2 protein-coding genes are annotated in these 1,281 nt (G+C 64.0%); both read left to right on the forward strand.

The genetic code is table 11. The features are described 5' to 3' along the window. Positions 1-194: hypothetical protein (locus tag BLX42_RS11910; RefSeq protein ID WP_161871821.1), on the forward strand; the 194-nt coding region annotated here is incomplete at its 5' end. A 101-nt stretch (positions 195-295) separates the two neighbouring features. Continuing rightward, positions 296-1,281: FMN-binding glutamate synthase family protein (locus tag BLX42_RS11915; protein ID WP_161871822.1), on the forward strand; the 986-nt coding region annotated here is incomplete at its 3' end.

Genomic DNA, 1,281 nt, shown 5'->3' on the forward strand with positions numbered 1-1,281 from the left:
TCAGCGCCAGTGACCCGTTGAACCTGATCGGGTCGCTGCTGCCCGGAGCGAAGGTGCCGGCGGCCGGTGGCAATCGTGTGTTGTACCGTGATGGCGTGCCGGTGGCAGTGCGAGTTGCCAACCGCTACGCCTACCTGGTGCAAGCGACGAATGAAGAGCAGCAACGGTGGCGGCAGAAACTGCTGCGCGAATGATTTTCGATACCCCGATTTTCATGTTCAGCGCTGCGCAACCGGGCTATGGTCGGGGTTTGCCCCAGGCCCTGAGCCTGACCGCGCCATCGTAAGGACCCCGTATGAGCCTGTCACTTCTCAGTCGCTATGCCGTGTTTGCCGCCTGTGTTCTGTTCACCGTGGCGAGCCTGCCGTTCCTGAACCATGAATGGCTGTGGCCGTTCACCCTGATTACGGCCGTGCTCAGCCTGATCGGTTTGTTCGACCTGCTGCAGCAACGCCACGCGGTACGCCGCAACTACCCGATACTGGGCAACATCCGCTACCTGGTCGAGGGCATTCGCCCGGAGATCCGCCAGTACCTGCTGGAAGCCGACAGCGATGCCCTGCCCTTCTCCCGCGCCCAGCGCTCGCTGGTGTACGCGCGGGCCAAGAACGAAGCGTCGGACAAGCCCTTCGGCACGCTGATCGACGTGTACGAGTCTGGCTTCGAGTTCATCGGCCACTCCATGCGCCCGGCCCCGCTGGCCGACCCCTCAAGCTTCCGGATCATCATTGGCGGACCGCAGTGCAGCCAGCCCTATTCGGCATCGATCTTCAACATTTCCGCCATGAGCTTTGGCTCGCTGAGTGCCAATGCCATCCGCGCGCTCAACCAAGGGGCCAAGCTGGGCAACTTCCACCATGACACCGGCGAAGGCAGCATCAGCCCCTACCACCGCGAACACGGCGGCGACCTGGTGTGGGAACTGGGCAGCGGCTACTTCGGCTGCCGCACAGCGGACGGGCGCTTCGACCCCGAGCGTTTTGCCGCCCAGGCGCGCAGCCCGCAGGTGCGGATGATCGAGATCAAGATGAGCCAGGGCGCCAAGCCCGGCCACGGCGGCATCCTGCCCAAGCACAAGGTCACCCGGGAAATCGCCGAGACCCGCGGCATTCTCATGGGTGAGGACTGCATCTCGCCATCCCGCCACAGCGCGTTCTCCACACCCATCGAGATGATGCAGTTCATCGCCCGTCTCCGTGAGCTGTCCGGCGGCAAGCCGGTGGGCTTCAAGTTCTGCCTGGGCCACCCGTGGGAATTCATGGGCATCGCCAAGGCCATGCT

Source organism: Pseudomonas sp. SG-MS2, assembly GCF_009933855.1.
Classification (GTDB): Bacteria; Pseudomonadota; Gammaproteobacteria; order Pseudomonadales; family Pseudomonadaceae; genus Aquipseudomonas; species Aquipseudomonas putida_E.